Source organism: Bradyrhizobium sp. PMVTL-01, assembly GCF_051861855.1.
In the GTDB taxonomy this organism is placed as follows: Bacteria; Pseudomonadota; Alphaproteobacteria; order Rhizobiales; family Xanthobacteraceae; genus Bradyrhizobium.
The window spans coordinates 3,195,689-3,216,400 of the sequence record NZ_CP193982.1 but is presented as its reverse complement, the minus strand read 5'-3'; the positions used below and the strand labels follow the sequence as shown (position 1 = coordinate 3,216,400).

Sequence of the window (20,712 nt, the reverse complement as noted above, 5' to 3'; positions counted from 1 at the left end):
CGCTCACGCTCCCGGGTTGGGAACGCACGAGCCGTCGAAGGGCTGCGTGACAAGATCCCGCGGCTTGCGATAGGTGCTCTCGCCGTTGAGGAGGCGGCGCTTGATCTCGTTCTCGATGTAGGCACCGACGACGGCAAGGTTGGCGATGTCGCTGCCATAGTCGCGGAAGCCGCCCCAGTCCTTCGGGAACACGCTCTCGCGCGCGATCTCGAAGGCCGTCTCGCGGCTGATCTGCGGCTCGAAATTGGCGGACCAGACCGCCATCAGCTGCGCGGAGGCCGCGCCGAGCAGCTGACCCTTTAAGATGTCGGCGCGATCGTTCGCGTCGCCCCACATGGCGTTCTGCTTGGCAACTTCGGTTGCGATGATGAGGCGCGCCTGTGCGCCCGCCTGTTCGACGTCGGTCATTCTGGGGAAGTCCCTTGGGGATGGGGTGGAAGATCAGGTGAGGCCGTGGATCGCGCCGTAGAGCGCGTGCCCGGCGACGAACAGCATGCAGAGGAGACCGATGAGGAAGGCGGTCTCGAGGAGTAGGTTCTTGTCCTCGTGGGGCTGCCCGCGCATCTGGTCGATGAGCACGAGCAGCAGGATGCCCGCCGTGATGAAGGCGAGCAGCGATGCCAGGAACATCAGCGGATGCCGAGCCGGTCGAGGGTGCGCTTGACGTCGAGCCGGGTGACGCCGACCTCGTCGGCGATCTCCTGAAGGGTCTTGCCACGGCTGCGCAGTTGCAGGATGTGCTGCTGTGTGGTCATGCGGCAGTCCCCACCGGTGCGGCGTCGGCAATCGCCTTCACGACGTTGATCGCATCATCCAGCGAGGTCACGCGGAAGTCGATCTGCTCTGTGACCATGATGTGGTCGTGCAGGTTGCCCTGCCGCTCCATCACCGCGACGACAGGGATGCGACACCAATGCGCCCACGAAATCTCGCAGATCGAGCCCTGCGAGACGCGCTCCGCCCCCAAGAGGTTGACGATGATGGCGTTGCAGGTCGTCGCGTCGAACCGGTCGCGGATGAAAATGCCTCGCGGCGTCGTGAGCGCGCTCATCTCGCCGTATCCGGCACAGTCGGGGGTCAGGACGCCGACGTGGCGCAGGTGCTCCTGGGCACGTAATGGCGACAGGCTGCGGATGCCGACGTCGTTGAGCTTCTGCTTTGCAGTCGCTCGCCAATCCGTGGCACTGTCATAGGTCAGGCCCGTGATCGGGCCCGCCAGATACACGGTGAACGGTCTCATGTGGGGAAGAACCTCTGATTGATCTCCCAGCGCAACATCTCCGCCTGTGCGAGCGGAAACCATTCGAGGATGCGCTGGTAGTCGCGGGGATAGTGCTCCTTGATCGGGATCAGGTAGAGGTACGAGAACCCGTCGAAGGAGCGCGGCAGGAACGTGTAGTCGGCAGGCAGCGAAACGCCGCTCTTCTCGATGGTTTCGAGAAGCTGCTGCTTGGTCCAATCCCAGATCGGAGCCCAGTTGCCGGCGGTGCCGCGGATGGCACCATGCTTGCGGATCGAGATGAACCGCACAGCGTTGTCGAGGGCGCGAAGGCCCGTTGCCGAGAGGATTTCGCCCTCGATCCCCTCCTGCTTCTTGACCATACGGACAATGTCCGAGTGGCTGAGGTTGGGGATGGAAGCAGCGGCCAGGAGCTCGGCGCGCCCGACGGGCTGAAACATCCCGTCGCGCAAGTGCTTGTAGAAGGCCGGATGCGGCATCCTGAGGATCTTCCGCCCGAAGAGGTGCTTCTCGTAATAGGCAAGGCTTTCCTCAACGAACTCGAGACCGGGGCAGTCGTCGTAGTGGAACGGCACCATCTCGATCTTGTCGCGCAGGGCGAGCGCAACAGCAATCGAGTCCTTGCCGCGCGAGAAGGCGATCAGCGTCTTGTCGCCGTACCGCTCCTTGTATTCGGCGATCAGGGCGTCGCCGCGATTGTGCGGGAAGTCGTCGAAGGTGCTCACTTCTTCGACCTCTTCGCAGGCTTCTTCTTCGCAACCTTCGGCCTGGCCTTGGGCTTTGAGGCCTCGGCAGCGAGCCTAACCTCGACTGGCTTCGGCCGCGGGATACAGCGATGCACGAGGCCGACCATGGCATAGAGCGCACCGCAGGCGTCGCAGCGATCATGGCTCATGCGGCGCCAGTCGTGACGGCGCTGAAGACCATGCCGTAGGAGGTCAGCACCTTGTCACCGAGACCCATCATGCCGTGACGGAGGCCGTCCTTCGAGCGATAGGTCACCGTGGCTTGCGGCTGGCCGGCGAGCGAGCATATCAGCTCATAGCTCGCGATCTCTGGTAGCGAGATACGCTGACCGTTGATCAGGCAATCGAAGCGAGGCTTGTCGGGATAGTGGAGGCCCTCGTGACTTTCCGAACGCCCCTCGTTCCAGCGAGCGTGGAAAACGAAGAAGCCGAAGCCGATCGAGACGCCGCGATTGAACGGCGACATGTCGCTGGCATCCAAGAGCCGGTAGCGACCGAGGTAGAAATAGTCGGGCTTGGAGAAGCGGAACCACATGGTGGGGAGCCTTGTTAGTGGATGTCGACTTGAAATTGACCTGTCGCTGCGATGTAAGTGACCTTGATCATGTCCTCGGGAATACCGAGAACACCGGCAACGACCTCGATGACCTCTTGCCGTTCGATCTTCTTGCCGTAGAAGCGGTCGTGCAGCTCGGCGCGTAGGATGTCGGCGATCAGCTGCTCATCGGCGGTGACCTGGCCGTCACTCGTCAAAACAGGTCTCCAGCCGCGATCAGGTCACTGACGACGATGGGACCGGAGAAGCCGTTCGCCTTCCACCACGGCACGTTCGGGTTAATGAGCGCCATGATCTGATCCATGATCTGCTGCGTCATGCCGTTGGTCGGATCGGCCATCAAGTTCGGGATCATCGCCTGAATGATGTTGAGGTTGGTCTGATCCGAGGTCTTGAGGGTGTCGCTCATCGACGGCAGCGACGGCTCGTACGCGATGAGCGCCAGCAGGTAGTTGCTCGCCATCAAACAAGGCTGGGACGTCGCGGCCGCCGGATTGCTGACGTAGGCTTGCATCTTGAGCAGCGCCCCGCCAACCGAGAGGATCTTCTTGACCTCTGACCGGAGGACGTCCACCGGCGGACCGGGAGCGATCGAGCCATTGATGGCCGACAGCTTCTCGATCGTGGTCATGGTCGACGGGTACGTCGCCCATTGCGTGCTTAGTGCCGTGAGATCGCCTGCCATTGTCAGAACCTTCGAGCGTTCACCAGCTCACGGGCGCGCCGAGGCGCGCGGTGTGGGTACGGCCGACAAGGCGTGGCCCCGTGTACGGAGGCGGGTCCTTCTCGACCGGCGTGCAGAGCGCCGGACAGCGACCGGAGCGACCGAGCTTAGTGCCGCAACTGCAATGACCTGACTGTACCGACAGATCGACAACCGTTTCGCTATGAGGCGCCGATTGGGCGAACTGATAGGTTTGCCCGAGGTCGTTGACGATCGTCGCCGGCTTGCTCATGTCCGCGATCGGGAACGCGGCGAGCTGGGCCGCCGTCTCCTCACGCACCGGCTTCTTGCGGCCGGACGGCAGGACCTCGGCTGGAGGCGCAGCGTCAGCATCCCCGGACAGGAACGTGATCGTCGTGCCGTCGGCTTCGAGTCGTGCGAGCGGCGCGTCGGCATCGATCCTCTTGGCCGCCTGCGCCGTGCTGAAGCGAAGCGGATCCGGAGGCGGCTTGACGCCGATCTCGCGCAGTGCGGCCGCTTGGGCGGCCGACACCGTGGCATAGTGCTGACCGATCTGCCGGCCGTCGACGAAGGCGCAGAACGCCCCGTCGTTGCGCTGGTTGATGTAGAGCCGCTTGCTGTCGATATCGACAAAGCATGCCGGCTTGCCATCGACCTTGATGTCTCGCCAGCGGATCATGACTGGTCACCTGGCCGCGCGAAGTCGAAGCGCTGCACGTTGATGCGGACGGGGTTCGCGATCGCGCGAGACCAGTCGCCGGTCGAGACCTTGCCAACAGCCTTGTCGTTGACCTCGATCACGTACAGGCCGTTCTTCTCGTCCTTGAGGATCGCGAGCTTGTCCATCTCGACGACCTCAGCGCATCGGGTCCAGTGCCGACGGATGGAACTGGCCGTGTTGGAGCTGCCACTGGTGGTCTAACCAAGCGACGGCAATGATCCATGCACCCGCGTCTTGCGGATGCGTGAACATGCCCTCGACGGTCAGAGCGACCTCAGGGCTACCCTTGAGGAACACGATGTCGCCGATGTTGAACGGGCACGGCGTCGCCTCAGGCGTAGCGACCGCCTCGTTGGCAGTAGTGTTGGCAGTGTCGGAAGTGGTCACGGGGTTGACCTCCTGTTGGGGGTGGGTGGTTGGGGAAGGAAATCCCACGCCATTGTCCCGACCGCCGGTGATCATCTCCGGCTGGACGGTTTTGTTCGTGGGTGCGCGTGTTGGCTGGATCAGCAAGCGGTGCTGAGGCCGAAGCCTCTGCTCCATATGCAGCTCACGGCTACCGCGGAGCCGATGGACGCCATGCACAGCGACACACCGACGGGCGCTCTTGAATTTGGTCGGGGATTGAGCAGAGCCCCGGATGCTTGAGCCCTCGGGAAAGGCTCGATGGGTGGTGCCAAGAGAGGGATTTGAACCGACGACCTGCGGGTTATGAGTCCGCTGCTCTACCGCTGAACTATCTTGGCTGGTGGCTGGGAAGGCTGGGTTCGAACCAGCGACACCGCGATTAACAGTCGCGTGCTCTACCGACTGAGCTACTACCCACCACGAGAACTAGCTTCAGTGGCGCCAACGGTAGGCGCCCGACGGCAGCTGTCGCCCTGACCCGGTCGCTTCACAGCGCCGGCGGACCGTCGAACTTGATGGCAGCCTCACCAGTAGAAGACGAGCAGCTGCGCGAAAGCGTGCAGGAACAGGCTGGCGTAATAGAGCGCGATGCCGAGCGGCAGCCAGTAGAGCACGAACTCCAGGGCGAGCTCGAGCAAGCCCAGCATGAACCAGACAATCATGGTGATGGCCTTGGGAATGGGCGGAGCGGCGCTTGCGTTGACCTCAATCGAGGGAGCCGCCGCTCCTATCGCTCGCTGGGTGTATCGTGGGCACGATCGATGCGCGCCAGCCCTCGCGGGCGATGTAGGCGCGCGCCTCGTCGTTGGTCTTGCCGACCAGATATTTCAGGATGGGCGCCGCGCGACACACGGTGCCGTTGCTCTCGAAGCCGGCGACGAAGTGGGGAGCGACGACGCGGACGAGGGTGAGCATTGCGACGCGAACTGGCGATCTGGTAGCAGGCTTCTACTCCTGCTCGCGGTCAAGCGCGGTAGCCCAGACTCCAGCTACAGGACGACCTAAATTGGTGCCAAGGGATGGGGTCGAACCACCGCGGGCGCGGATTTTCAATCCGCCGCTCTACCGACTGAGCTACCTTGGCAAGAGTGTCGCCGGATACTTAGGAGTAAGACGGCCGTCACAAGCTCCAGCTCATGGCCGGCGACGTGCAGCTTCTACGCTGTGACCTGCTCTTCCGTCAACGGCGTCTCGTCTTCAAGCTTCGCATAATGCGCCGCGATGATATCGGCACCGAGCTCGTCGCAGAGCGGGCATGCGTTGGCGTTCTCATCGTGAAGACAGCCATTCGGGTATTCACACATGGTCGAACCTCTCAGAACGGCAACGCCGCAACCGGGCAGACGCTGGCGATGTACGCCATCGCGCGCTTGGCGAGATCGAGCTCGCTGGGCGAGCCCTCGACCATCAGCGTCATATCGAGGCTGGACGAGCAGGCCTTGCGGGTGCCTGACACCTCGCACTGAGCACCTGGCTCACCGGGGATCGACATCAGCACGTAGTCGCCACGACGTGACAGCTTGTACTCGGCCGACAGCTTGGTGAAGCTGATCGTCTCGACGACCGGACCGTTCCGCTTGCGCATCGTGAAGTCGCAGCGCGAGCCCGGCACCGGGTTGACCTCGAAGCGCTCGCCGATGTGCCCCTCTTCCTCATCAGCGACAGCGATGTCGCCGTGAAGGTGGTTCTCAAGGGCGAAGATCCGTGCCGCCGCCATGACGGGGCGCATCGCCTCGGTGATGGGACGTCCCTCCTGCCCCGCGGCGCCGGATGCCGCGGCCACGGTCAGGATGGATGCAAGGAGGGACTTCGCAAGGGGTGTCATCCCCCTGCTCTACTTCGCGATCAGGACCGTCGTCAAGACGAGGCAGGCCAGATGCAGAAGCTGGTCGAAGCCGATGGTTACGAAGCCATTGTGCACGTCGCCGCGGGCGAAGTACCGGGCACTGATCCGCGAGGTCCCGAAGTCCACGCAGAGATGCAGGGCGGCGTTGATCGCGACCCACCGCATCGCTGAATACGGGTCCGGCATAACGATGCAGGCTGCCCCGGCCATGACGACCGAGTACGTTCCGACATGCGCAGAAAGCACGCCGAACCGCTTCGACTTGCCCTTCGCCATGGCGTCGGACTGCATCACGAAATCGCCGAACCAATGGTGCAGGCCGAGGACGAGTAGCACCCACAAGGGGATCGACATATCCTCAATACTGGCAACATAGAGGAAGAAACCGAGCGCCTCAGATGACATTGGCATCCTCCGAACGGGAACGCAGGTAGCGATCGAAGGCCGCTTCGAGGTACGGCTTGTTGCCGGCGAACTCCAGCACGCCGTACGAGTTGCGCTTCAGATCCGTGTGGGGGTCAAAGCCGTGCTCGAGGAACATGCCCCAGCGCGTGTTGTAGCCGCGCTTCGGCTTGGAGCCGTGGAAGGCGTGCTCGATCAGGTTCGGCACGAAGCCGAGCTTGCGAGCCGCCGCGCGCAGAGCGCGCTTCTCCCAGCGCAGGATATGGCCGAGGTAGCTCTCGCTGGTCCCGGCGGGAACGGACTTCCTGCCGGCACCGACGAGCGAGTGCGCCATGTGATGGTCGCCCGAGCCCATGCCGCCGGTCTCAATCAGGCCGCCGACCTCGTCGAGGAAGGGCCGCGTCCACGCCCAAGCGAAGCCAGGGTGCGCGTGGTCATAGGGGCCGCCGTCGAACTTCCAGTGCTTCTTGCCACTCTCGACGACCGGCTTGCCGGCGTGATGCAGCGAGCAGAACGACTTGTGCGCCTGCATCATCTCGTCGTTGGGTCCGAGATCGATGCACTCGGTCCAGGGCTGCACGACGGGATAGAGCTGGAGCGCGTGAACAGTCTCGGCCGCCCAGTGACGCTTGCGGAAGTGAATGTCCGCATCGAACGTGCCGATGTACTGCGCGTCGTGCGGCAGCCTCTGGATGCCGATGTTGAGCAGGCACTCCTTGTTCCAGACCAGCGTGCGAGCGCGCACGGGAACGTGTGTGATGCCCGGGAGGTCGGCAAGGTCATACGGCCGCGAGCCGTAGGCGCATTCGACGACGGTGACCTTGGCACCGTCCTCCTGCCATTCGCGGATGGCGTCTTTGGCAAGGCGGATGCGGCTTTCCCAACGGATGGGGTTGGCGACGCAGGTGACGACGTGCAGCAAATCGTTACGCATGGGGAGTGCCCTTGGGGAGAGGGGTTACGGTGGCGAGCGGCTAATACGGCTTGTGGCTACCCCACTTCGCCGAAGCGATCGCGGGCCCACGCCAATCGGAAAGATCACTAGGGATCACGAGCGCAGTCGTCTCGACCTTCAAGAGACCGGCGCGCGAGGGATGCGGATCGTGCGCCAGCTTGCCGGCGCGATAGACCACGGCGTGGCTGACGCCGCGCGCAGATGGCCCATAGGCCAGGTGATAGCAGTCGAAGCGACGCTCGCCGGAGAGTTCGATGACCTCTAGCCCACGCGACGCCATGAACTCCCAGAACGACTGCCAGAACCCCGATGGGTGTTTGATGAAGTTCGGCACCTCGTGCAGTTCCAGACCGAGCAGGCTGGCAGTGGCGGCCTGCTGACAGTTGCCTCGCGTGCCCTTCTCAGGATCAAAGAACTCGGTTTGGTCGATGGCCCTCACGGCGACTTCCTTACAACGGTGACGCCGCCGGCGACGAAGTGGTTGGGGTGCTGGCGGTAGAACTCTGCGTCGGTCTTGCCCTCGCGGGCGACCTGTTCGGCGACGTAGAATGTGATGGCGCCGTCACACTTTGGCCGCTCCAGATGAGCGAGCCACCAACCGCTCGCGATGCAGGCGAGCAGGCCAATGAAGGTTCCAGGCCTCATGCCTTCGGCTCATCTGTCTTGGGGAGAGGTGCGACGACACTGAGATCGATCTCACCGATGAAGCCGCCGTGGATCAGCGTGTAAGCGACGCGGCCGTGCGGCTTCTTGGTGGAGTCGGAGTGGCGCAGGCAATTGCCCGTGACGCCCGAGATCGCGCCGCAGATGGCCCGCACGAGCTCGTCCGGCTCGCTGACATTGTGCTCGCGCCATGGGATGGCGACGAGATCGATGTCACGGGAGAGCGAGCCGTGAACCGCCACCGCGTAGCCGTGGTGCCGCGCGGTCTCGCGAACCGGCGGCAGGATCGCATCCAGCAAGGTGCGGCAGAAGGCGCCGGTGGCTTCGCGAATGGCAGGCGATTGATGGCGTTTGTCAGACATGCGCCCTCATCTTGTCGAGGGCGCTGTGGCCGGGCGGCGGATCGCCCATCACCCACGAGGTGATGGAGCGGGGCGCGGCGTTGCGATCCCATGCCTCGCGCAGCCTGTCGGCCGAGGGCCTTGCCGAGGGGTTCTCGAACTCGGAGGCCGAGCCCTGATCGAGGTTGGTGGTGCGCGGACGGCCGAGGCCCTTGCGGGTGCCGGCGCCGAGCGACCGCTCACTCTTCATGCTGCGTGCGATCGCGCCGCGCATCTGCTTCGATAGCTCGCCCATCAGGGCTTCTCCACGTCTGCGATCGGCACGACATGGGGCAAGAGGTCGAACTCTTCCTCGATCACGGCGTATTGCGCGCCGTTGCGCGTGGTGAAGAGGTTCATGACCTTGCCGTGCGAGATCATCGTCACGGTGCGGAACTTGACGCGCTCGTCGACCGCGAACGGGTACGTGACCAGCTCGATCTCACCGAGGAAGCGCCAATGCTGCCCGTCGATGATGACGCTGTGCGTCCAAGTGTTGATCTTGGTGATGTCGCCGACCTGGCCGCCGGTGTGGCGGACGCGGTCACCGACCTGATACTTGCGCGTGACGATGCTCACAGTAGCGACACCTCATCGAGGTCCGCGTAGTGGCTGCCGCCGTCGGCGGCCATCACGACGTAGAAGCTGTGGGCGATGTCCGGACCATCGAACCGATCGCGATAACGGTCCCTTGGCACTGGGCTGTTCTTGGTCGCCTCGACGAAGGCGAACACCGTGCCAACGAAGTTCTTGCCGTGGCCCGAGACGTGGGCGTGCCGACCGACGCTGGGATGGGAGCGCGAGCGCTCCACCATGTCCAGCATCGGCGACCGTGGCACGGCCTTGGGGATGAACGAGAGACGGGTGCGGCTCATGGCGTCACCACGCTTTCGATCTGGCTCTCACCGAGCCAGGTGGTGATGCCGGAGAGCGGCCCCTCGCCGGTCAGCAAGAGCTGGATCACGCGCTCGCCGTCGGCAACCACCGTGATCTTGCTGATCCTGGCAGGAGCCTTGAGGATCTTGGTCATGACGGTCTGGCCAACCCGCAGGTTGACGCTCTGCTCTCGGCTCAACGGCATGGGGACACCGGGCGACGACGGATGTTGTGGGGAAGGTGACGCGCGCTCAACGAGCTGCGCGTCTGCACGTATTCGAGGTGGCCTAGCTTGCTGCCGGCGACCTTCAGCGACTTGGCGGGCGAGAGCGGACGCATACCCGCCTCTTCGCGAAGCCTGTTGAGCCGCCAGATGTCGGGATCGTCGCGGCTCACGGCGTGAAGATCCGGCGCGCGCGGAGTGAGTGTGTCCCAGTGCTCGGTCCTCACGACGCCGGCTCCATCTTCGCGAGGACAAGCGGCATGTGCGGGACGCCGAGCCAGGTCAGCTCCGTCACGCCGGGATACTTCAGCGTGTTGTCGGGATTGACCGAGAGTAGGCGCATCCTCTCGACATGCATGCGGACGCGGATCTCGGGCTTGGCCTCGCTCATGGCGACACCGTTGCCGCGCGCTTCTCGGCCTTGCGAGCGCGCTCGGCGCGCGCCGCCTCGATCTTGCTCGCCGCAGCCGGCGGGAAGTTGGCGAGGTCGGGATTAGCGCCGGCAAGGCCGTGCGCGCGATAGGCCTGCGCCTTGGCGTGACGCCTTATCTCGCGCAGCTGCTTGCGCGTGATCTGTGCCCGCTGGGGCGCGGGTGGTTCGATCTTGAACATCGGGGAATGCTCTGTTGGGGATGGTGGGGAAAGTTCGAGGGCGCTTTCCGGAAATCAGTCGCCCCTCGCCCGTCGGCGAGCCGGCTCCGATCTTTCTCCGCAAGCTGAGAGCCATGCCTCCCATTCGGGTGCTGAGGCGGGCTCACCCTCTGGCGATCTCGGCTCTAGAAACCGCGATCGACGTTCGTGAATTGGTTGCGCTGTTTACGCGGCGACGAAGGTTCCCCAACCCCTGTCGCTACGAGGGCGCGCGAGGGAGCATGGCTCGACCTCGCGATAGGCACGCTGCTCTCCCTCGGCCTATGGGATGAGCCAGACGCCGAAGACGTCGGTCTCCAGTCGGTCCGGCCTTGGGGTCAGGCAAAACTTGGACGCATGGCGGCGATGATGCTGCCGGTGATGATGGTGTGCGCGGCGATGCCGACGCACAACGCCGGTCAATCCCTTGGAGGTGGGCCGCCAGTCTTGGCGAATGCGATCAGGTCAGCCTTCGTGACGACGACGTGCGTTGGCCTGGCCGTGTGAGGCGCCATGAAGTCGGCGAGCGCCGCATCCGGCGAGACCTCGGCCGCGCCCTCAGGCAAGCCGAAGTGACGCTCCATCTCGCGCGCCATGCGCGCGGCTCGGAACGTCTTGAGTCCGACGACGTTGGAGCTCACACCGCGCCTTGGGGGATAAGCGTGAAGTCGGGGCATTCCCACACGGGCGAGACGATATTGAACCGAACGCAGTTCAAGTAAACCGCGTGCGCGATGGGGCACTGGTCGGCACCGTTGGTCGCATTCGGCTTGAACTTGTCGCAGCCATAGCAGAGGCAGTGATCGCGATGCTTGCCCTTGAGATCGGAGCGGACCGCGACCTCGCGACCGTGATGCTCGTAGCGCTCGACGTTGTGTTCGACGCGTTCCATGGGTCTCTCCTACTGAATGGCGCAGATGGTGGCGGTGCCTGACGGGGTGAGGACCTGCATCAGCGTGCACTTCCCGCCTTCAAGATGCTCGACGCGCGACCGCAGCCGGTCGAGCTCGGCGCCAACCTTGTTGGCATCAGCAGCATTGTGGAGCGCAGCAAGCGCCAGGATCAGCGCGATCCACTTGATCACGAGACCAGCTCCCAATCGGTCGCCAGCAGGTCAGCTTGCGAGCATACCCAGCCGGGCTGCCACTGCTTCTGCGCGTTGTAGAACGCGATGTAGGGCTGACAGTCGAGTGGTTGATCTTCGCCGATCCACTTCGCGGTACGATCGTTGACCTTCCGATCCGTGCCCTGGGTGTTGTAGGGCGGCAGCTTCAGCTCGGGCATGAGCACGACGAACATGCCCTTGCCATTCCAGCCGGCGCGGCGAACCGCATTACCGTTTCGCATGGCCTCGACGGCCTGACCGATATCCATTGGCGACTCCTGATTGGGGAAAGATCAGTGCGCGATGCCAAGGTAAGCCTCGCCATCGGTGAGTTGGTGCGAGGCCGGCACATGCGCCGCGGCGTGTGCCTCCTCGAAGGCCTCCAGCCGCTCGCGGAGCTTGAGCTTGTGCTCCGGCTCCATCGTCCAGCCGTCGAGTGCCATTGTGACGAACTCGATCTTCATTGCCCGCAACGTGTGGCGCAGGCGATGGATCTGAACGTCGAGGACCTTCCATGCCGGCTGATCGCAATCCGGCTTGTGGCCGTAGAGCGTTGCGTAGGCCCCTTCCCGTGTGACCCGCGCACGGCGCAGCATCATGCCGAGAAGCTTCGCCTGATCTGGCGTGATGCCAAAGGCGAAGCGTAGGCGCGTGGTCAACTCCTGATCGACGCCGAGCACGCGTTCCAGCTGCTCGATGCGATCTCGCAGCTTTCGCAGCTCGGTGGTGCTCATCAGTGGATCGCCGTGCTCGGGGTTTCCAAGGCCATGAAGTCGGCCATCTGCTTCAGCTTCGCCGTGTCCCATCGCGCGAACACGCGATAGAGCGGTTTCTTCGAGACCTGGCTCCTCACCCGCTCGAAGGCAGCGAGCGCCTTCTCGCGCGTGTCAGCCGCGGTCCACCAGTTGTCGCGCTGGTCGTCATAGACCGCGAGGAACTGGTACTCGAAGCTGACGACATCAGAGAGCGCGATCGGCTCGGTGACGACGTCGCCGGTGATGTTGAAGCTCACGTCGGCTCTCCGCGCTGTCCGAAGACGCACTTCCATCCAGCCAGACGCTCGGACGGGTGGTCCTTCATCCAGTCCGCGAGCTGCGGCGCGCCCATGAGGCACGACTGCATCGTGATCTCGGCGAAGTCGGAGGTGGTGACCACCTGCTCGTGACAGTCGGCCGGCGAGGCCAGACTGCACAGGACGGCGATGATCTTGATCACGGCAGGATGTCCGCAAATGCGATGGTGGCGAGCACGAGGACCGCTGCCACGATGGTGACGCCGAGGACGATGGCGAGGCCCTTGGCAATGCCCTGCGTCTGGGAGCGGTAGCCGGTCTGGATGCAGCCTTGCAGCTCGAAGCCAGCCGGACGCTCGCAGACCGCGCCGAACCGTGGATAGCCGCAGTGCGCGCAGATGACGGTCTTGCTCATGACCGGCCGCCCTTGCGTGCGGCCATCATGGCGTCGGCGAATTGGTAAGCCACGACAGCGACGTGGTCGAGGTTGTCCCCGCCGTCCGCGATGTAGCGCTCGACCATGGCACCCATGGCCTGCGCAGCGAAGGCGTCGCGTAGCTCCCGCTCCGTCCCGTCCAAACGATCGAGCGCAGCACCGACCAGCTCGATCAGATCGAACTTCTGACCGTCCTTGGTATGCAGCTTGATGCCGGTGTTGTTGGTGGTCGGCTTGACGTTGAGGCGCGCGGCCAAGGCCGGCAGGCGCTCGAACGGATCGCTGAGCTCCCGAGTGGTGATCGTGGGACCACGCGCCGCGATCATGGCCGCCGGATCGACGAAGGTCTCGGCGCCGAGCTTCAGGACGCTATCCCCGAGCGACGACACACCAACCGGCCGAGAGAACTCGGGCGGCAAGAACGTGGGACACTCGAAGACAGGCGAGGTCGAGATCGGCGGATCGCCGACGGGGGCAGAGGATGACATCGGTGGGGCTCCGACGATGTGGGGATGGACGATGTGGCAAGGGGCGTTGGGAAGACCCTGAGTCCTCGCCAATAGGTTTTGACCCAGCGCGCCCTTGAGGGGCGCGTGGACCAGTCAGCGTGCGTGGCTGACGGAAGCTGGCAGGGACCGTCGCAACTTGGAGGGTGAGACCGGTCCCTGAGACCTGGGCGCCGCGTGGCAGCCCGCACGGAACGCGAGACCAATCAACGTTGCGTGGAGAACGCGGGCAGGTTTCGACCCCTTGACAAGGCCGGGCATGGCTTTCCCGTCTCCGTGGATCGGAGCGGGATGATGTCAGGGGCGTGGTGGGTGGATGCGCTGGGGGTGGAGCGGCTTCGGCGAGGTGGGTCGCCGTGTAGGAGGTCTACATTTGAGACCTTCCCCCTCATCACTCTTCGACTTGGAGAGTTTGAGAGATTGGATCACTCGCTTGATGCTCGTGATCCTCTTCAGACACACCTGTCGACGTGACGTGGGCGCGTGTAGAGCACGATTTTCGACCCGGATCAATCGACTATTTTTCGCTCCACTGTGGAGTAAGTCGGTCGATAGAGCGATTTCAGCATACAGATCATAGACTTGATCTCAATTATCACGAACGCGTGATTGCACCAGTGTGGTGCTGAGCGAAAGCCGCGATTTCAGACGCTCGACGAGCCAATCGGCGTAGGATGTCCCCTTTGTCCCCGATGTCCCCTCGATGTCCCCGCAGGATTGTCCCCTCGCCTGACGGGCCGCTTGGAACTCGCGGTTGAGCTTCTTCATGTCCCCGGCCTTGCGAAGGGTCTCTAGACCCGCCTCGATCCGGCGGACCAGCGAGGCCATGGTCGTGTCCAGGTGCTCGTCCTCAGTCACAGCGAAGCCCAGCCGATGGGCGCAGCAGCGGATGAGCTGGTTCACCTCCTCCAGCTCGGCGCCGACGATCAGGTCCTCCTTGTAGCGGCTGGATCGCCGCTCGCTCGACAGTAGCTCGGCCATCGTGCGATCGGCCTGCTTCCTCGAGCGCAGCCACACCCTGATGCCGGCGGCCTTGCGCCGGCCGACGCTGGCCACCGTCACCCGGATGGTCACTTGGCCCCGGATGGTGGCGGGCTCGGCATGCAGGCAGGAGAAGCCCGACGTCTCCAAGACCTCAGACGCAAGGCGAAACGCGATGTCCGTCATGGGTTTAGCTCTGATGGGGGGGGAAGATGCATCAGGCTACGCGCAGCAATTGTGATCCGCCACAAGATCGAGGGGACATTCGCTAGGGGACATTAAGGGGACAATGGGGACATTTGTGCAGGTTCACGGCCGAAAAGAAGCAATGTCCCCTTGTCCACCGAATGTCCCTCCGGTCCCGTTGTGTTGCCATGTCGCCACAATTGGCAGTAGCGCGTCGAATCAGGGCTTTCCGCCCCCTGCCCGCCCCTGCCGCCCGGCCCAATAGGGCCGTTTCGGTCCTTTGCTACACTGCACAGCGTACCAGGGTGCAAAATCGTCCTGGGGGGCGGGCTTCCCAGCTCATCCTTTTGGGGGCGCTTTCCCGGGCTTCCCCGGCTCGCTAAGGGGCGGCTTTCGGCCCCCGCCGTTCCCAGCTCTGGCGGGTTTTCGGCCCATGCCGGGCTTGCCTGCCGGTTCTAGGCCCCCAAAGGCCTTAGTATGGCGGCTTTGGTGCGCATTTTCCCGCATTCCGGGCTTTCTTGCACAATCTCAGTGGCTTAGGCCAAAACCGGCCCCTCATTATATATGTTGCCATTTGCACCACTCTGGTGCATTATCCCCTTGCCAAGGGGCGGTGCCTCTTGGCTGCCCCACCGGCCTTGGTAAGCAGCCCCAGCAATCGGCGATGGTCCTTTCGGCAGCTACTGCCGTTAGCCTCGCAGAGTCCCGTTCGCGGATCGGCTCCCGGCCAAGCCTTCATCAAGGCCCCCGGGGGCGGTGCCCAAAAACACAGTGGCTTGCCCCTCCGTTTGCGCTCGCAACATGGGGCCGGGGTTACCGGTAGCGTCTAGGCTAGTCTGGTAGTTCGGGGCCTATAAGGCCTCCCGCCCCTCCCGTCATACACGGCAAGGCCGGTGCAAGCCCCGCAACTGGTTTCCAGCGCCGCAAAGTAACAACCGGCCCCGCTACGCCAATGGGCAACCGGTTTGTGTGCCAAGCCCGGCAGGGCCGTCATATACCGCCCTGCCGGCTTAGCTCAGTGCGCCGCATGTCCGACGCACCGACCTAAGCATTCCACCGGCCCCGTTCGCAGCGGGGCCTTTTTCATGCCCACTCCAAGGAGACCACCATGGCAACGACGCCCCGCTTCCACGTTTTCTTCTTCGCCGACGGCACCAAGCTGATCTCGGACGAACCGATCACCAAGGCGATGGCGCGCCGCGCCCACGGCTTGCGCGCTGAACCGGTTCGCGCAGCTCGTTGGAACCCGATGCTGCGCTCGGCGATCGCAGCTGCGCGAGCCGCCGGCAAGTTTCCGCCGGCGCTGTCGGCTTGAGGGAGGTCGCGATGCAGGTCTATCTCACCCGCACCAAGGCGGTCGCAGTGGCGACCTTCGAGCAGGCATCGAGCCGAGTGCTCGCCTTCATCAAGGACGGCAATCTCGGCGCCGGATGCGGCCCCTCGCTGGAGCCGTTCACCGGCGGCAAGATCGTCGACGACCGCGGTAACGTGATCGCACACGTCAGCTACAACGGCCGCGTCTGGCCCGGCTCCGAGTGGAAGCCGGGCACGAAACCTCTCCACGACCCGAAATAAAAGCGCAAGTCCGAGCGCCGCCATTCGTGCGGCGCTCCAGCGTGCGCTCACCGCACGGCCGTTTCGCAGACGGCTTCACCACCCAACCACAAGGAGACCAACCATGTCGAAGAAGCAGATCATCGCCCTCATCCGCCGCGAAGAGCTCAAGTCCTATCGCAGTGGCAAGTGATCGAGGCGACCATGACCAAGACGATCATTGCCGTCGATCCGGCGCCCACCGGCGCGGACAGCGCCGCTTACGCCATCGCCACCGATGGCATGGTGCTCATCACCGAGCACCCGCCCTGTCAGATGTTCGCCGACAGGAAGACCCTCACCCTCCCCCAGACCGAATACACCCGAACCGAGGGCGCGCCCTTTGCGGACGCCCCGCTCCTCGACCCGCCGCCACCCGACCCGCTCCGCAAGGCCGCCGAGTCAATCACCTTCGCCACGACCTTCTCGCGACAGGAGATCGCTTGGGCGCGCTCGCACGACTGGTTTGCCGAGGAACTGCCGGACGGTTCGATCATCGTGATCGACCGCTTCACCTACAACGGCCGTTCCTACGAGGAGCGGATCATGTGGGGCGGCACATTCTCCGAGCTGCGCGACTGGGCGGGGTACTGACCATGGCCCAGACCCAACGCGAAATGCTCGAGGACGTCCGCAAGCGCGAGATCGCAGCACTCGACCGGCTGCGCACCGACCGCTTCTTCTTCCGATCCGGCGAGTATCAGTCGGCCGTGGCGTGGCGCGAGATGCGCATCGCCAACGTCGATCACCACCTTCGCCAGCTCGACCAGCCCACCGGCTGAAACCAAAGCGCCGTTCGCAGCGGCGCTTCCTTTCACCCCACGCAAGGAGACCAAGACGATGGACTATTATCAGGCGGGCTTCGACGGCTACCTAGACGGCTTGACCGACCGCCAAGTGTGCGATCGTCACGGCATCAACATCTACAACAAGGCACACAGCGCGGAGATCATTCGCGGCTGGATCGCCGCGCGCGATATGGACCGCTCCACGACCCCGAGCAGATCGCTGATCGCCAGCTACGCGGGGTGAGCCATGCTGACCCAGCATCAGTTCGAGAAGGCGCACCGCAAGATCGCTGATCTCAACGACGCCTTCATGGAGCTGGTCAACCACCCGACCAACCCCATGACCAAGCGCGACCTGGCTGCGCTCATCAAGCGCGATCCCGATCGGTACGGCCGCTTCGAGGGCTTCCTCGACAAGCTGCCGTGGGCCTGCGACGGCCACGACCACCACGCCACCACCGTTTGCGACAATGTCGGGTGCCGCAACAGCGGGACCTGTGCGCTCGCACTCGCCGACTACGTCGACCGGAGGCGCCGGTGATCCTGGCCGCACTCCTCGTTTTCACCTTCATTCTGATCACTGCGCTGTGTGCGCACCGCTATGGGAGACCGTCATGCCGAAGAGCAACTGCAAACACTTCCCGAACGCCGACGATCACTGCCTTGTCTGCGAAATCGAGGACGCGACTGCTCCGGCCGACGAGCCTGCCGACGCTCCGTTCTGGACCGTCGCGATTTATTTGATCAACCGATCTTACGGCGGCCCGGAAGAAGGGGGATGGTGCTATGCCTCCGGCGACCGCGTCGACCACGCGCTCGACGGCGTGCCAACCCCCGACATCCTATCCGTCTGGATGAAGGAGGAGAGCGCCGATCAGCAGCGCGAGAGACTACAGAGGGTCCTCGATGCGACGGTCAACTTCGGCCGCCGCGACATCGGCAGCGTCCTATCGACGGGTCGCTATCAGGCGGAGGTCTACAACGGCCATCCGCCGAAGCACTTCCCCGAGAAGCAACCCCACTATGAGTAGGCAGCAAGAGCGGCGGTGGGCCGTCTACAAGGACTACTACACCGAAGCCGGTGAGGCCTGCGTCGATACCTGGGTCGTCATCTACGGCACAGAGGCTGAGGCCAACGAGGCTAAGGCCAGACTTGAAGCCGGGCAAGACCCGAGCTGGTTCGATCCAGGCGACGAGATCGCCGCCCCGATCCTCTACGTTGACGAAATCATCGTGACCGTTTCGCAAACGGCTTGAACCACAAGGAGACCACCCATGACGACCATTGCTTATGACGTGACCGTGCGCCGCATCGGATTTGACGGCGGCGACATCAAGGTCCACCTGTTCGCCATCAGTGATCAGGTGGCGATCGAGCGGGCGATGGAGCAGGCCAAGTCGGCCTGCGACCTGCCGCCGCGCCGCAAGCGATATGCCGTGTTAGCGCTCGTGAGCTGCGAGGTCTCAGCCGATCAGACCCGCACACGCCACGCGGCGCCCTTTGCCAAGACCGACCGCGGCTTCGCTCGCCGCGCCGAACGACTGAGCAAGCAGAGATCTCGCGCCCTCTGCTTCGCGGTGGGAGCGTGAACCATGGCTGACGTCACCTATAAAATCCCCGCCCAGCATCCGAAGTCGAAGAAGATGATGGAGCAGGAGCGCACCGGCCGCGTCGCCTACTTCACGATCGGCGAGCGGCGCGTCAAGTTCGTGCTGCAATTCCCGAACGTGCATCCGAGCCAACCGGATGCGCGCAAGCCCGAAGCGCTCGTGCACTTCGCCTCCGGCATGGTGTTCGGGCGCATCAACGAAGCGAAGGTTCGCTGCATGGCGGCCCGTGGCATCCACGGCGTTCCCAACGACCGCGACGCCGCCGAGATGCTGGTCGCCGAGGCGGTCGCTCGCATGGGCGCCGATGAAGTGCTCAAGCGGCTCGATGCCGCTCCCGCCCTCAACACCTGACGGAGGCGGACATGCCCTTCACCATCATCAATTACGAGAGCGGCGACCGCACCTACACCGGCGCTCCCGACTACGCATCATTCGACGATGCGTGGAAGATCGCCCTGACCATCTCGCAGGAGAGCGGCATTCCGCAGGCCGTGCTCCGCGGTGACGAGATGGTCTGGAACTACAGGGACGGCATCACCAACGCGTTCTAACCCCGCCGTTCGCAGACGGCACAGCAAGGAGACCGACTATGACGAACAACGACACGTCCAGCGTCTACAACATCAACATGCTCGACGACGATCACCGCGCCAACTTCTCCGCCGACAAGCCGTGGGTTTTCGAGACGGCAGGTGACCTCCAGACCTTCGCCAGCGAGGCCGACGCCTGCAAGGCGCAGCGCCACTGGCGCGAGTTCTGCGGCTTCGACCCCGCCACCGGCGAGCGCGTGCTGGAGGCCTGACATGTCGAGACTTATCTCCCGTGATCCATTCGCCCGGCAGGAACTGCACCGCGAGGTAGTTGCCTCCTCGCAAACCTGCGGCAACTGTGGTGGCTTTCGCTGGCGCGGCGGCCGCAAGCTGCAAGCCCTGTTTCGCTACAGCACCGAGACCGATGGCGGCCGCACATTCGATCACCGCGGCCTGTTCTGCTCCAAGTCATGCCACGACAGTTACCACTCATGATGATCAAACTGCTCTGGCTGGCCGCGCTGATCGCGGCCAGCGTCTATTTCCATCGCCATGGCCGTCGCAGCGGTCACGCGGCCGGTGTCCGAGATGCCGCCGACCTCTTCAACCACATCAACCAAGGAGACCAAACCAATGCGTAACACTACCAAGACCGTCAAGCGCGACTGGTGTCACGGCGAAGGCAAGACCGTCGCCGAAGCGAAGGCCGACCTCGAGAAGAAGGTCGACTGGGCGTGCAGCGCCTCTGCGCTCCACGTCGAGAAGCGGTTCGAGTCGGTGCTGGTCGTGGCGGCAACCCCGACGGGATGGACTGTGCAGCTAGTTCGCCCCGACGAAATGGCGAACGGTTCGACGCACCACTCCTCCTGCTCATATGGGATGGATAAGACATTCGATCACGTTCTCTCCGCCGCTCGGATGTGGGCCGCGCAGAACGCCTGGAGCAAGGACGTCGATAGCGACGCGTGGTTTGTCGCCGAGCTGTCCGGATTGAAGGGCCAATACGCCAACGATCTTGCCGGATGGATCAGGTGGCAGCGCTCCTACAACGAGTGGATTGCCCTTGGCAAGACGCCGGCCGAGGCCCACCAGCTTGCGTCGAGCTTCTGACCATGGCCGAGCATCCCAGCCTCCGCACCTTCATGGACCTTTCCACGACGCACCTGTCGCCCAAGACGCGCGGGATCATGGAGAAGGTCGCCGGCGAGTTCGCCCTCAATCACTGGGTCGCAGCGACGCCCTACGGATGGTTCGTCTATTGCGACGAGGAGAACGCCGAGGACAACCTCCCCAAGGACCTGTTCGAGTGCATGACTTACGCCCGCAAGAACGGCGCCGACTACATCCTGTTCGATCATGACGCCAACGCCCTCACCGACCTGCCGACCTATGGAGATTGACCATGCTCGCATACGTCTACGCCTACAGCATAACGAAGGCCGACCTGTTCGGCCCTAATCCGGTCTGGCCGCAACTAATCGCGCACCGGATCATCTCCTACCACGACTGTTTCGTTGAGGCGACGCACGAGGCCATGCGTCTCCTCAACGAAGAATGGGCCGACCCCGATGAAAACTTCGAAGTCGGCGCCATCCCGCTCTGCAACGACGAACATAACCTCGCCTGACCACTC

General features: G+C 63.8%; 55 protein-coding genes and 3 tRNA genes. 17 read left to right on the top strand and 41 right to left on the bottom strand.

Annotated features, from left to right (window positions below):
• Positions 1–3: 3 nt before the first annotated feature.
• The 41 genes from ACRQ5Q_RS15030 to ACRQ5Q_RS14830 form a co-directional block, all read right to left on the bottom strand.
• Positions 4–408, bottom strand: a complete 405-nt coding sequence (locus tag ACRQ5Q_RS15030) for a hypothetical protein (protein WP_439398671.1) — start codon at positions 406–408, stop codon at positions 4–6.
• Positions 409–441: 33 nt separating this feature from the next.
• Positions 442–630 (bottom strand): hypothetical protein, encoded by a 189-nt coding sequence (locus ACRQ5Q_RS15025; RefSeq protein WP_439398669.1) that lies wholly within the window; start codon positions 628–630, stop codon positions 442–444.
• Complete coding sequence (locus ACRQ5Q_RS15020; RefSeq protein WP_439398667.1) at positions 630–755, bottom strand: hypothetical protein; 126 nt, start codon at positions 753–755, stop codon at positions 630–632. Before ACRQ5Q_RS15020 ends, ACRQ5Q_RS15025 begins: the two co-directional genes overlap by 1 nt.
• The gene (locus tag ACRQ5Q_RS15015) at positions 752–1,240 is read right to left on the bottom strand and encodes a nucleoside 2-deoxyribosyltransferase (protein WP_439398665.1); all 489 of its coding nucleotides are present in this window, start codon (positions 1,238–1,240) and stop codon (positions 752–754) included. The genes ACRQ5Q_RS15020 and ACRQ5Q_RS15015 overlap by 4 nt, the downstream gene beginning before the upstream one ends.
• Positions 1,237–1,965 carry a hypothetical protein gene (locus ACRQ5Q_RS15010; protein WP_439398663.1) on the bottom strand — a complete coding sequence of 243 codons (729 nt, stop codon included), beginning with the start codon at positions 1,963–1,965 and terminating at the stop codon, positions 1,237–1,239. The genes ACRQ5Q_RS15015 and ACRQ5Q_RS15010 overlap by 4 nt, the downstream gene beginning before the upstream one ends.
• The gene (locus ACRQ5Q_RS15005) at positions 1,962–2,135 is read right to left on the bottom strand and encodes a hypothetical protein (RefSeq protein ID WP_439398662.1); all 174 of its coding nucleotides are present in this window, start codon (positions 2,133–2,135) and stop codon (positions 1,962–1,964) included. Before ACRQ5Q_RS15005 ends, ACRQ5Q_RS15010 begins: the two co-directional genes overlap by 4 nt.
• Complete coding sequence (locus tag ACRQ5Q_RS15000) at positions 2,132–2,521, bottom strand: hypothetical protein (protein ID WP_439398660.1); 390 nt, start codon at positions 2,519–2,521, stop codon at positions 2,132–2,134. The genes ACRQ5Q_RS15005 and ACRQ5Q_RS15000 overlap by 4 nt, the downstream gene beginning before the upstream one ends.
• A 14-nt stretch (positions 2,522–2,535) precedes the next feature.
• Positions 2,536–2,739, bottom strand: coding sequence for a hypothetical protein (locus ACRQ5Q_RS14995; RefSeq protein WP_439398658.1), 204 nt, complete (start codon positions 2,737–2,739; stop codon positions 2,536–2,538).
• Positions 2,736–3,227, bottom strand: a complete 492-nt coding sequence (locus ACRQ5Q_RS14990) for a hypothetical protein (RefSeq protein ID WP_439398656.1) — start codon at positions 3,225–3,227, stop codon at positions 2,736–2,738. The genes ACRQ5Q_RS14995 and ACRQ5Q_RS14990 overlap by 4 nt, the downstream gene beginning before the upstream one ends.
• A 19-nt stretch (positions 3,228–3,246) precedes the next feature.
• The gene (locus ACRQ5Q_RS14985; protein WP_439398654.1) at positions 3,247–3,906 is read right to left on the bottom strand and encodes a hypothetical protein; all 660 of its coding nucleotides are present in this window, start codon (positions 3,904–3,906) and stop codon (positions 3,247–3,249) included.
• Positions 3,903–4,073: a hypothetical protein gene (locus ACRQ5Q_RS14980; protein ID WP_439398652.1), complete on the bottom strand. Its 171-nt coding sequence runs from the start codon at positions 4,071–4,073 to the stop codon at positions 3,903–3,905. The genes ACRQ5Q_RS14985 and ACRQ5Q_RS14980 overlap by 4 nt, the downstream gene beginning before the upstream one ends.
• A gap of 10 nt (positions 4,074–4,083) precedes the next feature.
• Positions 4,084–4,335, bottom strand: coding sequence for a hypothetical protein (locus ACRQ5Q_RS14975; RefSeq protein ID WP_439398650.1), 252 nt, complete (start codon positions 4,333–4,335; stop codon positions 4,084–4,086).
• Between the two features lie 284 nt (positions 4,336–4,619).
• Positions 4,620–4,694, bottom strand: a tRNA-Ile gene (locus ACRQ5Q_RS14970).
• Positions 4,695–4,697: 3 nt separating this feature from the next.
• Positions 4,698–4,773 (bottom strand) — tRNA-Asn (locus tag ACRQ5Q_RS14965).
• Positions 4,774–4,880: 107 nt separating this feature from the next.
• Entirely contained in the window at positions 4,881–5,018 is a 138-nt protein-coding gene (locus ACRQ5Q_RS14960; RefSeq protein WP_439398648.1) for a hypothetical protein, read from the bottom strand.
• A 43-nt stretch (positions 5,019–5,061) separates the two neighbouring features.
• A complete protein-coding gene (locus ACRQ5Q_RS14955) occupies positions 5,062–5,271 on the bottom strand; it encodes a hypothetical protein (RefSeq protein WP_439398646.1) in 210 nt (69 codons plus the stop codon).
• Between the two features lie 92 nt (positions 5,272–5,363).
• A tRNA-Phe gene (locus ACRQ5Q_RS14950) sits at positions 5,364–5,440 on the bottom strand.
• Positions 5,441–5,513: 73 nt separating this feature from the next.
• On the bottom strand, positions 5,514–5,660 hold the full coding sequence (locus ACRQ5Q_RS14945) for a hypothetical protein (protein WP_439398644.1): 147 nt from the start codon (positions 5,658–5,660) through the stop codon (positions 5,514–5,516).
• A gap of 11 nt (positions 5,661–5,671) precedes the next feature.
• Positions 5,672–6,181: a hypothetical protein gene (locus ACRQ5Q_RS14940; RefSeq protein ID WP_439398642.1), complete on the bottom strand. Its 510-nt coding sequence runs from the start codon at positions 6,179–6,181 to the stop codon at positions 5,672–5,674.
• 9 nt (positions 6,182–6,190) lie between these two features.
• Positions 6,191–6,607 (bottom strand): DUF3307 domain-containing protein, encoded by a 417-nt coding sequence (locus ACRQ5Q_RS14935; protein WP_439398641.1) that lies wholly within the window; start codon positions 6,605–6,607, stop codon positions 6,191–6,193.
• A complete protein-coding gene (locus tag ACRQ5Q_RS14930) occupies positions 6,597–7,538 on the bottom strand; it encodes a hypothetical protein (RefSeq protein ID WP_439398639.1) in 942 nt (313 codons plus the stop codon). Before ACRQ5Q_RS14930 ends, ACRQ5Q_RS14935 begins: the two co-directional genes overlap by 11 nt.
• Positions 7,539–7,578: 40 nt before the next feature.
• Positions 7,579–7,998, bottom strand: coding sequence for a hypothetical protein (locus ACRQ5Q_RS14925; RefSeq protein WP_439398638.1), 420 nt, complete (start codon positions 7,996–7,998; stop codon positions 7,579–7,581).
• Complete coding sequence (locus tag ACRQ5Q_RS14920; RefSeq protein WP_439398637.1) at positions 7,995–8,204, bottom strand: hypothetical protein; 210 nt, start codon at positions 8,202–8,204, stop codon at positions 7,995–7,997. Before ACRQ5Q_RS14920 ends, ACRQ5Q_RS14925 begins: the two co-directional genes overlap by 4 nt.
• Positions 8,201–8,584 (bottom strand): hypothetical protein, encoded by a 384-nt coding sequence (locus ACRQ5Q_RS14915; RefSeq protein ID WP_439398636.1) that lies wholly within the window; start codon positions 8,582–8,584, stop codon positions 8,201–8,203. The genes ACRQ5Q_RS14920 and ACRQ5Q_RS14915 overlap by 4 nt, the downstream gene beginning before the upstream one ends.
• Complete coding sequence (locus ACRQ5Q_RS14910; RefSeq protein ID WP_439398634.1) at positions 8,577–8,858, bottom strand: hypothetical protein; 282 nt, start codon at positions 8,856–8,858, stop codon at positions 8,577–8,579. Before ACRQ5Q_RS14910 ends, ACRQ5Q_RS14915 begins: the two co-directional genes overlap by 8 nt.
• Positions 8,858–9,181: a hypothetical protein gene (locus ACRQ5Q_RS14905; RefSeq protein WP_439398633.1), complete on the bottom strand. Its 324-nt coding sequence runs from the start codon at positions 9,179–9,181 to the stop codon at positions 8,858–8,860. Before ACRQ5Q_RS14905 ends, ACRQ5Q_RS14910 begins: the two co-directional genes overlap by 1 nt.
• A complete protein-coding gene (locus ACRQ5Q_RS14900) occupies positions 9,178–9,477 on the bottom strand; it encodes a hypothetical protein (RefSeq protein WP_439398632.1) in 300 nt (99 codons plus the stop codon). The genes ACRQ5Q_RS14905 and ACRQ5Q_RS14900 overlap by 4 nt, the downstream gene beginning before the upstream one ends.
• Positions 9,474–9,683, bottom strand: coding sequence for a hypothetical protein (locus ACRQ5Q_RS14895; RefSeq protein ID WP_439398630.1), 210 nt, complete (start codon positions 9,681–9,683; stop codon positions 9,474–9,476). Before ACRQ5Q_RS14895 ends, ACRQ5Q_RS14900 begins: the two co-directional genes overlap by 4 nt.
• Positions 9,674–9,928, bottom strand: a complete 255-nt coding sequence (locus ACRQ5Q_RS14890; RefSeq protein WP_439398628.1) for a hypothetical protein — start codon at positions 9,926–9,928, stop codon at positions 9,674–9,676. Before ACRQ5Q_RS14890 ends, ACRQ5Q_RS14895 begins: the two co-directional genes overlap by 10 nt.
• The gene (locus ACRQ5Q_RS14885; protein WP_439398626.1) at positions 9,925–10,092 is read right to left on the bottom strand and encodes a hypothetical protein; all 168 of its coding nucleotides are present in this window, start codon (positions 10,090–10,092) and stop codon (positions 9,925–9,927) included. The genes ACRQ5Q_RS14890 and ACRQ5Q_RS14885 overlap by 4 nt, the downstream gene beginning before the upstream one ends.
• Positions 10,089–10,313 carry a hypothetical protein gene (locus ACRQ5Q_RS14880; protein ID WP_439398624.1) on the bottom strand — a complete coding sequence of 75 codons (225 nt, stop codon included), beginning with the start codon at positions 10,311–10,313 and terminating at the stop codon, positions 10,089–10,091. The genes ACRQ5Q_RS14885 and ACRQ5Q_RS14880 overlap by 4 nt, the downstream gene beginning before the upstream one ends.
• A 437-nt stretch (positions 10,314–10,750) precedes the next feature.
• Positions 10,751–10,972, bottom strand: coding sequence for a hypothetical protein (locus ACRQ5Q_RS14875; RefSeq protein ID WP_439398622.1), 222 nt, complete (start codon positions 10,970–10,972; stop codon positions 10,751–10,753).
• A complete protein-coding gene (locus tag ACRQ5Q_RS14870) occupies positions 10,969–11,223 on the bottom strand; it encodes a hypothetical protein (RefSeq protein WP_439398621.1) in 255 nt (84 codons plus the stop codon). Before ACRQ5Q_RS14870 ends, ACRQ5Q_RS14875 begins: the two co-directional genes overlap by 4 nt.
• Before the next feature lie 9 nt (positions 11,224–11,232).
• Positions 11,233–11,415, bottom strand: a complete 183-nt coding sequence (locus ACRQ5Q_RS14865) for a hypothetical protein (RefSeq protein WP_439398619.1) — start codon at positions 11,413–11,415, stop codon at positions 11,233–11,235.
• Complete coding sequence (locus ACRQ5Q_RS14860) at positions 11,412–11,705, bottom strand: DUF2829 domain-containing protein (protein ID WP_439398617.1); 294 nt, start codon at positions 11,703–11,705, stop codon at positions 11,412–11,414. The genes ACRQ5Q_RS14865 and ACRQ5Q_RS14860 overlap by 4 nt, the downstream gene beginning before the upstream one ends.
• Positions 11,706–11,729: 24 nt before the next feature.
• Entirely contained in the window at positions 11,730–12,170 is a 441-nt protein-coding gene (locus ACRQ5Q_RS14855) for a hypothetical protein (protein WP_439398615.1), read from the bottom strand.
• Positions 12,170–12,448, bottom strand: a complete 279-nt coding sequence (locus tag ACRQ5Q_RS14850) for a hypothetical protein (RefSeq protein WP_439398613.1) — start codon at positions 12,446–12,448, stop codon at positions 12,170–12,172. Before ACRQ5Q_RS14850 ends, ACRQ5Q_RS14855 begins: the two co-directional genes overlap by 1 nt.
• Entirely contained in the window at positions 12,445–12,651 is a 207-nt protein-coding gene (locus ACRQ5Q_RS14845; protein WP_439398611.1) for a hypothetical protein, read from the bottom strand. The genes ACRQ5Q_RS14850 and ACRQ5Q_RS14845 overlap by 4 nt, the downstream gene beginning before the upstream one ends.
• Positions 12,648–12,863 (bottom strand): hypothetical protein, encoded by a 216-nt coding sequence (locus ACRQ5Q_RS14840; RefSeq protein ID WP_439398610.1) that lies wholly within the window; start codon positions 12,861–12,863, stop codon positions 12,648–12,650. The genes ACRQ5Q_RS14845 and ACRQ5Q_RS14840 overlap by 4 nt, the downstream gene beginning before the upstream one ends.
• Positions 12,860–13,372 (bottom strand): hypothetical protein, encoded by a 513-nt coding sequence (locus tag ACRQ5Q_RS14835; protein WP_439398608.1) that lies wholly within the window; start codon positions 13,370–13,372, stop codon positions 12,860–12,862. The genes ACRQ5Q_RS14840 and ACRQ5Q_RS14835 overlap by 4 nt, the downstream gene beginning before the upstream one ends.
• Before the next feature lie 606 nt (positions 13,373–13,978).
• Complete coding sequence (locus tag ACRQ5Q_RS14830) at positions 13,979–14,557, bottom strand: hypothetical protein (protein WP_439398606.1); 579 nt, start codon at positions 14,555–14,557, stop codon at positions 13,979–13,981.
• A gap of 1,108 nt (positions 14,558–15,665) precedes the next feature.
• Here ACRQ5Q_RS14830 and ACRQ5Q_RS14825 point away from each other — a divergent pair.
• The 17 genes from ACRQ5Q_RS14825 to ACRQ5Q_RS14745 all read left to right on the top strand — a co-directional run bounded on the left by ACRQ5Q_RS14825 (position 15,666) and on the right by ACRQ5Q_RS14745 (position 20,706).
• Complete coding sequence (locus ACRQ5Q_RS14825) at positions 15,666–15,872, top strand: hypothetical protein (RefSeq protein ID WP_439398604.1); 207 nt, start codon at positions 15,666–15,668, stop codon at positions 15,870–15,872.
• An 11-nt stretch (positions 15,873–15,883) separates the two neighbouring features.
• Positions 15,884–16,132 (top strand): hypothetical protein, encoded by a 249-nt coding sequence (locus ACRQ5Q_RS14820; protein WP_439398602.1) that lies wholly within the window; start codon positions 15,884–15,886, stop codon positions 16,130–16,132.
• Positions 16,133–16,315: 183 nt separating this feature from the next.
• Positions 16,316–16,744 carry a hypothetical protein gene (locus ACRQ5Q_RS14815; protein WP_439398600.1) on the top strand — a complete coding sequence of 143 codons (429 nt, stop codon included), beginning with the start codon at positions 16,316–16,318 and terminating at the stop codon, positions 16,742–16,744.
• 2 nt (positions 16,745–16,746) lie between these two features.
• A complete protein-coding gene (locus ACRQ5Q_RS14810) occupies positions 16,747–16,932 on the top strand; it encodes a hypothetical protein (RefSeq protein WP_439398598.1) in 186 nt (61 codons plus the stop codon).
• A 58-nt stretch (positions 16,933–16,990) separates the two neighbouring features.
• Positions 16,991–17,182, top strand: coding sequence for a hypothetical protein (locus ACRQ5Q_RS14805; RefSeq protein WP_439398597.1), 192 nt, complete (start codon positions 16,991–16,993; stop codon positions 17,180–17,182).
• 3 nt (positions 17,183–17,185) lie between these two features.
• Positions 17,186–17,479 (top strand): hypothetical protein, encoded by a 294-nt coding sequence (locus ACRQ5Q_RS14800; RefSeq protein WP_439398595.1) that lies wholly within the window; start codon positions 17,186–17,188, stop codon positions 17,477–17,479.
• A gap of 73 nt (positions 17,480–17,552) precedes the next feature.
• Positions 17,553–17,969: a hypothetical protein gene (locus ACRQ5Q_RS14795; RefSeq protein WP_439398593.1), complete on the top strand. Its 417-nt coding sequence runs from the start codon at positions 17,553–17,555 to the stop codon at positions 17,967–17,969.
• On the top strand, positions 17,962–18,195 hold the full coding sequence (locus tag ACRQ5Q_RS14790; protein ID WP_439398591.1) for a hypothetical protein: 234 nt from the start codon (positions 17,962–17,964) through the stop codon (positions 18,193–18,195). The genes ACRQ5Q_RS14795 and ACRQ5Q_RS14790 overlap by 8 nt, the downstream gene beginning before the upstream one ends.
• An 18-nt stretch (positions 18,196–18,213) precedes the next feature.
• Entirely contained in the window at positions 18,214–18,528 is a 315-nt protein-coding gene (locus ACRQ5Q_RS14785; RefSeq protein ID WP_439398589.1) for a hypothetical protein, read from the top strand.
• Between the two features lie 3 nt (positions 18,529–18,531).
• On the top strand, positions 18,532–18,900 hold the full coding sequence (locus ACRQ5Q_RS14780; RefSeq protein WP_439398588.1) for a hypothetical protein: 369 nt from the start codon (positions 18,532–18,534) through the stop codon (positions 18,898–18,900).
• Positions 18,901–18,911: 11 nt separating this feature from the next.
• Positions 18,912–19,100, top strand: coding sequence for a hypothetical protein (locus tag ACRQ5Q_RS14775; RefSeq protein WP_439398586.1), 189 nt, complete (start codon positions 18,912–18,914; stop codon positions 19,098–19,100).
• Between the two features lie 38 nt (positions 19,101–19,138).
• Positions 19,139–19,351 carry a hypothetical protein gene (locus tag ACRQ5Q_RS14770; protein ID WP_439398584.1) on the top strand — a complete coding sequence of 71 codons (213 nt, stop codon included), beginning with the start codon at positions 19,139–19,141 and terminating at the stop codon, positions 19,349–19,351.
• A 1-nt stretch (position 19,352) separates the two neighbouring features.
• Positions 19,353–19,574: a hypothetical protein gene (locus ACRQ5Q_RS14765; protein ID WP_439398582.1), complete on the top strand. Its 222-nt coding sequence runs from the start codon at positions 19,353–19,355 to the stop codon at positions 19,572–19,574.
• On the top strand, positions 19,571–19,720 hold the full coding sequence (locus ACRQ5Q_RS14760) for a hypothetical protein (RefSeq protein ID WP_439398580.1): 150 nt from the start codon (positions 19,571–19,573) through the stop codon (positions 19,718–19,720). The genes ACRQ5Q_RS14765 and ACRQ5Q_RS14760 overlap by 4 nt, the downstream gene beginning before the upstream one ends.
• Positions 19,713–20,189, top strand: a complete 477-nt coding sequence (locus ACRQ5Q_RS14755) for a hypothetical protein (protein ID WP_439398578.1) — start codon at positions 19,713–19,715, stop codon at positions 20,187–20,189. Before ACRQ5Q_RS14760 ends, ACRQ5Q_RS14755 begins: the two co-directional genes overlap by 8 nt.
• 2 nt (positions 20,190–20,191) lie before the next feature.
• A complete protein-coding gene (locus tag ACRQ5Q_RS14750; protein ID WP_439398577.1) occupies positions 20,192–20,479 on the top strand; it encodes a hypothetical protein in 288 nt (95 codons plus the stop codon).
• A gap of 2 nt (positions 20,480–20,481) precedes the next feature.
• Positions 20,482–20,706: a hypothetical protein gene (locus tag ACRQ5Q_RS14745; protein ID WP_439398575.1), complete on the top strand. Its 225-nt coding sequence runs from the start codon at positions 20,482–20,484 to the stop codon at positions 20,704–20,706.
• The last annotated feature ends 6 nt before the right edge of the window (positions 20,707–20,712 follow it).